Source organism: Paractinoplanes deccanensis (assembly GCF_016862115.1).
In the GTDB taxonomy this organism is placed as follows: Bacteria; Actinomycetota; Actinomycetes; order Mycobacteriales; family Micromonosporaceae; genus Actinoplanes; species Actinoplanes deccanensis.
In genome coordinates, this window is record NZ_BOMI01000206.1 from 1 (window position 1) to 6,206 (window position 6,206).

Consider the following 6,206-nt stretch of genomic DNA (forward strand, 5'->3'; position numbering starts at 1 on the left):
TTGCGTCGTGCGTTGTCGTGCCATGCTGAGGCGGGGCTGAGTCACGTCGCGTGGGGTGGCGCCGTGGAGCCGTGCGACGGGGTGATCCGGGTCGGGCCGGGTTGCGCGAGTTGGGCAGTTGCCCGTCGGCCCGGGGCGGGTCGCGCGGGATGCACGCCGGTGAGGTGATCGGTCCGTCGGCTGGTTGTGGGTGGCTCTGACATGTGTTCGGCCGGGGCCTGTGTCGGGACTCGGGCCCGCGGTAGTGTTCGCGCCCTTGAGGTGCCGGTTGATCGAGTGGTGGTCATTCTGCGACTGCCGTCGGCGGCCGCGGCCGGGTGTTGACGGTTGGGACGTGCCGCTCTGAGGGCTGATGTTGGGCGAGCCTCTCCTGACGCCCGTTGTCGACGTGCCTCTTGGCGGGCGTCATTGGGCGTGCGTTCAGCGGACGGGATTCGGCGTGCCGATCATGCGCGGGCGCCGGTTCCTCGCGCTCGGTCAAGGGCTGGTGGGGTCGCCTGTCGCTCGGTCAAGGGCTGGTGGGGTCGCCTGTCGCTCGGTCAAGGGCTGGCGGGGTCGCCCGTTCCGCGGTCAAGGACTGGTGAGGTCGCCTGTCGTTCGGCCAAGGGCTGTTGGAGTGGTCCGTCGCTTGGTCAAGGGCTGGTGGACTGGTCCGGCCCTTCACTTCGATCGGGTGATCGAATATGTCTGGCCTGCTTGGACGCTCGAATGTGGGCAACTGCACGGGCCGGGTGAACCGCGTGGTGGCTTGGCGCGGGAAATGGCGTGACGCGGCGCCTCGAGGGCTGTTATCTGGGGAAATGTGGCAACCGGCCGGGGCGGAGCCGGAGGTCTGGGACGTGTTCGGGGCGTCGCACAAAGTGACTCTTGTGGGGGCGGCCGAACGGCCGGGCGGAAGTGGCCGAGTGCGGCGTGTCTTGGCTCGATCCATTTCGTTACGTCACGCGTAGTGCCGTGTGGGAACGTCGATACTCCTGCGGGTGTCCTCCGTCCGGGGTCGGCCGCAGCGGGCGGATGGTTACCGTCCGTTTCTACGATGGCCGGTGACGCTGTGATACGGCAGCATGAGATCGCGACTTGCCGAAGGGGGCGGAGGTTCTACCGTGTCGGGACGGACCGAGCTGCCGAGCGGGCTGGTGACCTTTGTGTTCACGGACATCGAGGGCTCGACACGGTTGGCCCGGATGCTCGGCGACGACTACGGCGCGGTTCTCAGCGATCACCGCTCGGTGATGCGCGCTGCGGTGCGTGACTTCGGCGGTGTCGAGCTTTTCACTGAGGGTGACTCTTTCTTCATCGCTTTTCAGGATGCCGTCGCGGCCGTCGCGGCCTGTGTGGAGGCGCAGCGGCGACTGTCCGCACACGACTGGCCCAGCCCGGAGGTCGCCCCGCGGGTGCGGATGGGCATGCACACCGGCTGGGCACGGCCCGTGAGCGGCGAGCGCGGCGGCGAATACGCCAGCATCGAGGTGCATCGCGCCGCCCGTGTCTCCGCCGCCGCGCACGGTGGGCAGATCCTCTGTTCCGGCGCCACGGCCCGGGCCGTCCGGCTCACATCCGAAATTTCGGTAACGAACGCCTATACCGCGCACGCGCTGACCGCAGCGGCCACCCTCGCGCGAAACGCCCGCGAGCAGGAGAGGCGCGCCCGCGAGGAGAGCTGGCGGCCAAGCGGCGTGCGCGAGGCGCAGAGGCGCGAGGAGGCGGAGAGGCGCGAGGAGGGGCAGAGGCCCGAGGAGGCGGAGAGTCGCCAGGAGGTGAAGAGGCGCCAGGAGGCGGAGAGGCCCGAGGAGGCGGAGAGTCGCCAGGAGGTGAAGAGGCCCCAGGAGGCGGAGAGGCCCGAGGAGGCGAAGAGTCCCCAGGAGGCGGAGAGGCGCGAGGAGGGGCAGAGGCGCCAGGAGGCGGAGAGGCGCTGGGAGGCCGAGAGGCGCCAGGAGGAACCCGGGATCGACGTGGGGATCCGGGCGCCGTCCTTCCCCCAGCCCATGTTCCGGCTGCCGGCGCAGGGGCGGTCGGCGAGCGACTGGGATCATCTCGACGGCGTGCGGCTGCTCGATCTCGGCGAGCATCGGCTGCGGGGCTTCGACGACACCGAGCGTCTCCTCCAGGTGCTCGCGCCCGGCCTGGAGACCGACTTCCCGCGGCCGCGCACCCAGCAGGCGCCCGTTCACAATCTGCCCGCGGAGCTCAGCCCTTTTGTCGGGCGGCGCGCCGAGCGGGACGAGGTTGCCGCTCTTCTCCGGCGCCATCGCGTCGTCACTGTCACGGGTGCCGGCGGGGCCGGGAAGACGCGGCTTTCGCTCGCTGTGGCGGAGACCGTGCTCAACTCGTACCCCCATGGGGTTTGGACTGTCGATGCCGCCGGCGCGGCACACGGGCCGGCTCACGCCATGGCCGCGGCCCTCGGCGTGCGCAGCGAGCCGGGGCGGCCGATCCTCGACACGCTGCTGGAGCATTGCGCCGAGCGGCGGATGCTTCTCGTGCTTCAGACCTGTGAGGCCGCTCGGCAGGCCTGCGCCACCCTGATCCGGCGGCTGCTCGCCCGCTGTTCCGGCGTCTCCGTGCTGATCACCGGGCGTGCGCCGGTGGGCGTGCCCGGCGAGGTGGTCTGGCGGATCCCGCCCCTCTCGCCGGCCGACGCCTTCGCCCTGCTCAGCGAGCGCACCGCGGCCGCTCGCGGCGGTCAGCACGGGCCGGTGGACGACGGTGGCGATCTCGCCAAGGTGGCCGCTCGCATGGAGGGCTCACCGCTGATGATCGAGCTGGCGGCGGCCCGGCTGCGGATGCTCTCCGCCGCGCAGCTCGCCTCGCGCCTCGACGATCCTCTGACGGCCTTGGATCCGAGCGGGCGCGGAGACGACCGCCACGACAGCCTCGAAGCCAACCTCGACTGGTCCTACCACCGGCTCACCTCCGAGGCCCAAGGTCTGCTGCGACGCCTGGCGGTCTTCGCCGACTCCGTCGATCTCGGCATCGTCGAGTGGTGCGGCACCGAGGCGCTCGGCGCGCTCGGCGAGCTCGCCGACAATTCGCTCGTCGACGTCGTTCCGGGCCCGCGCTATCGGCTTTCGGGGCAGGTCAAGTCCTATGCCGTACGCCGGCTGGCCGCCGCCGGCGACGAGCGGGAGGCCCGCGACCGGCACGCCGCCTGGTCGATGCACACGCTCGACAGTGTCTCCGTGGACACCGACGGGCAACCCCGCACGGTCAGCCTGACCGCCTTCGCGCCCTATGTGGCCGAGTGGCAGACCGCCCTGCGCTGGACGGCGACCCACGGCAGCGTGCGCGCCGGGCTGCGCCTCGCCACCGCCCTCGACCCCTGGTGGCGTGAGCACGGCGGCGCCGGTGAGGGCCGCGACCTGCTCTTCCGGCTTTACCGGCGGCTCGACGGCGCCGATGTGGAACGCGCCGTGCTCGCCGACGCCTATCTCGTGCACGCCGGCCTGGCCACCGACCGGGCCGAGCGCACCCGGTTCCTCGACCGGGCGGAGGCGCTGGTCGACGGCGACCCCGCCCTGCTCGTGCGGGCGCGGGCCGGCCATCGGGCCACCCTGCTCGACGCGGGCCGCTACGACGACGCCGAGAAGCTCTGCCGTCAGGTGATCGCGACCGCGGACCGGCACGGCGTGACGGAGGCCGCGATGCCCGCCGTGATCGCCCTGGCCGAGCTGCTGTGGCGCCGGGACGCGCTCGACGAGGCCGCCGAGCTGCTCGGCGGGGCCCGCCAGTGGGAGGCGAGCCGTCCCGAGGACCGTGGCCGCCGTACCGTCGACTGGCTTCTCGGCATGGTGGCGCTGCGCCGGGGTGACCTGGTCGCCGCCCATGACCATCTCGTGGTCGCGCTTCGCTCGCGGCTACGGCACGGTTTCCGGGGCGCCGCGGCCGACGCGGTCGCCGCCATCGCCGTGCGCTGCGCGATGGGCGGCGACCCCGCGACGGCCGCTGTCCTGTTCGGCGGTGCGGAGGCCGCGAAGGGCGCCCGCCGCACCGAGATGTTCGGGCGGTTCTGGTCGGCGCGGCAGTTGTCGCTGCGGAGCTCGCTGGGTGATGCGGCGTTCGACGCCGCGTACGCCGACGGGGTGGGTCTGGGCTTCGACCGGATCGTGGCGATGGCGCTGGCCGTCGAGCATCCGGACCTGGAGGACGGTGCCGCCCGGTTCGCGCAGGTCAGCGCATGATCTGGGACGCGCGGTCGAGGTCGGCGTGCCGCACCTGGGCGAGCGAGCCGAAGACGTCGACCGCCCGGTAGTAGATCCACGCGACGCTGTAGCAGGCGGAGCGCACCACCGAGCGGTACGTGGCGCAGACGCGCCGCATGTCGGCGTGGAACATGTCGTCGACGCGGGCCTTGTTCTCCGCGAACAGTCCCGCGGCCCGGTAGTTGCGGTAGCCGAAGTCGTGGTGCACGCAGGCGTTGGTGAAGTCGAACCCGAGCGGCTTCTCCGGGCCGGCCGAGCAGTAGTCGGTGGTCCAGTCGAAGCCGTACGCCTGCCACGGCTCCCGGTTGAGCCGTGCCTCGTTCCAGGCGGCGGTGCTGGCCGCGGTCGGCTGGGTCCAGCGGGCCAGCACGGTCAGCCGGTCGGTGGCGGCCGCGGCGGGCAGGGCGGGGATCAGCGCGGCGGCGGCGAGGGCGAGAACCACCAGAATGCGTCGCATCATGTCTCAGGCTGGGCAATCGTCACAGATCAATACAACGGCGCCCGGTGGCTTTCGCGAGGCGTGCCGATTCGCCGCACGCGGGTATTCCTTAACGCATATTAAGTGTGGTGTCCTGAGTGGCTTGCCGGACGGCGGTCGCTAAGGTGTGTGGCGTGCGGGGCGTCACATGATCCATCTTCCACGGGTCCGTCAGGGGCCCCTCCGTGCGCTCGCCGTACGGCTCGCCCTGGCGATCGCGCTCGTCCTGATCACCGTATTGATCATTTACGCCGACCGGGACGGTTATCGCGACGTCAACGAGGACGGGCTCACCCTCCTCGACTGCTTCTACTACGCGGTCGTGTCGCTCTCGACGACCGGCTACGGCGACATCACCCCGGTCACCCCGCACGCCCGCCTGGTGAACGTCCTGGTGATCACGCCGGCGCGCGTGCTCTTCCTGATCATCCTGGTCGGCACCACCCTCGAGGTGCTCACCGACCAATATCGCAACAGCCTGCGTGTCAGCCGGTGGAGGCGGAAGTTGAAGGACCACGTCATCGTCTGCGGCTACGGCACGAAGGGGCGGGCCGCCATCAACGCCCTCCTCGAGACCGGCTACGACAAGTCACGCATCGTGGTGGTCGAGAACAGGACCGACGGGGTGCGCCAGGCGGCCGCGAACGGGCTTGCCACGATCGAGGGAAACGCGACCCGGTCGGCAGTGCTCAACGACGCCGACGTCAAGAACTGCAAGGCGGTCATCATCGCCACGGACAGCGACGAGGCGTCCGTGCTCATCACGCTGACCGTGCGGCAGCTGACCGCCGGCCAGGTGCGGATCATCGCGGCCGTCCGTGAGCAGGAGAACGCCGCCCTGCTCAAGCAGAGCGGCGCCCACCACGTGATCGTCTCGTCGGCGACCGCCGGCCGGCTGCTCGGCCTGACCACCACCGCGCCGCCGCTGATCGACGTCGTCGAGGACCTGCTCACCCCCGGTCAGGGCATGGCCCTCGCGATGCGCAGCGCCGAGCGTGCCGAGGTCGGCCGCAACCCGCGCGAGCTGCGGACGCTGGTGGTCGCCCTGATCCGCCGCGGCAAGGTGCTGCCGCTCGGCGGCGAGCAGGCGCTCACCATCGACACCGGCGACATGCTCGTCTACATAAGAGACGAGGACGCCGGCGTCGACGTGGCGGTCTAGTCAGCTAGAGGATCGTCCAGGTGTCGGCGCTGGTGAGGAGCTCGTCGAGCATCTGGTCGGGGTTGCCGTCGGTGCGCGCGTCGGCCAGCTGCTTGGCGAGCAGCTCGTCGTAGGTGGGCCGGCGCACGTCACGGAACACGCCGATCGGCGTGGTGCCGAGGTCGGAGCCGGAGAGCCGGCTCAGCGCGAACGCGTACGCGGGGTCGTCGACCGTCGTGTCGTGGACGATGGCCTCGCCGCCCTCCTGCACCTGGAGCCCGAAGCCGCCGGCCGGGTGCACCACCGAGAACTGCTGTTGCGCGCCGAAGGTCACTGGCTGGCCGTGTTCCAGGCGGATCAGGTGGTCGTCGCGGCTGCTCGCGTCCTT

Annotated in this window: 3 protein-coding genes and 1 pseudogene; 2 read left to right on the plus strand and 2 right to left on the minus strand. The window is 71.2% G+C overall.

Annotation, left to right across the window (positions count from 1 at the left end; translation table 11 throughout):
- Nucleotides 1–1,103: 1,103 nt before the first annotated feature.
- A complete protein-coding gene (locus Ade02nite_RS50110; protein ID WP_239169590.1) occupies nt 1,104–4,178 on the plus strand; it encodes an adenylate/guanylate cyclase domain-containing protein in 3,075 nt (1,024 codons plus the stop codon).
- Here Ade02nite_RS50110 and Ade02nite_RS47295 read toward each other — a convergent pair.
- Nucleotides 4,168–4,656: a phospholipase gene (locus Ade02nite_RS47295; protein ID WP_307871263.1), complete on the minus strand. Its 489-nt coding sequence runs from the start codon at nt 4,654–4,656 to the stop codon at nt 4,168–4,170. The two genes, Ade02nite_RS50110 and Ade02nite_RS47295, sit on opposite strands and share 11 nt — an antisense overlap.
- 169 nt (nt 4,657–4,825) lie before the next feature.
- Between Ade02nite_RS47295 and Ade02nite_RS47300 the strand changes: the two genes are divergently transcribed.
- On the plus strand, nt 4,826–5,839 hold the full coding sequence (locus Ade02nite_RS47300) for a potassium channel family protein (protein WP_203778004.1): 1,014 nt from the start codon (nt 4,826–4,828) through the stop codon (nt 5,837–5,839).
- Between the two features lie 4 nt (nt 5,840–5,843).
- Here Ade02nite_RS47300 and Ade02nite_RS47305 read toward each other — a convergent pair.
- Nucleotides 5,844–6,206: pseudogene (locus Ade02nite_RS47305) on the minus strand (2-oxoacid:ferredoxin oxidoreductase subunit beta); the annotation flags it as partial.